General features: G+C 32.9%; 1 pseudogene. It reads right to left on the reverse strand.

The features are described from left to right. Positions 1-396: pseudogene (locus KVT27_RS23785) on the reverse strand (hypothetical protein); the annotation flags it as partial. Positions 397-414: the final 18 nt, after the last annotated feature.

The following is a 414-nucleotide window of genomic DNA, read 5'->3' on the forward strand; positions in this document are numbered from 1 at the left end:
TTGTTCTATTTTTTTATCCGATTCAGTTAAGTTAGTTTCAGTTTCTTGTCTCGCAATTTCAATTTGTGCTAACTGTTGGGTAGCTGTTTGCAATGTATTTTCGGCTTCTTCAATTTTGTCTTTGGCTTTTTCTTCTAAAGATTTTATATAAGAGTAAGCGACAGTTGCCAAAGCTATGATAATTGCGACTGCTATAGATCCCCAGGTAATTATTGTAGAATCCTCTCCTTGCAAGAAAGTTATTTGACTGTCTTTAGCAGAGATAATCTTATCTTGAACGTCTTTTACAGTTTCTAAGGAATCAACTTTCGTTTGTAACTTGCTCAATTGTTCGTTAACCTTTGTTAATTGTTCGTTAATTTTTACGTTAGATATTGTAAACAAAGTCAGTTTCATTGTTTAATCCCCTTTGTG

This window comes from Lysinibacillus sp. GbtcB16 (genome assembly GCF_019091145.1).
In the GTDB taxonomy this organism is placed as follows: domain Bacteria; phylum Bacillota; class Bacilli; order Bacillales_A; family Planococcaceae; genus Lysinibacillus; species Lysinibacillus fusiformis.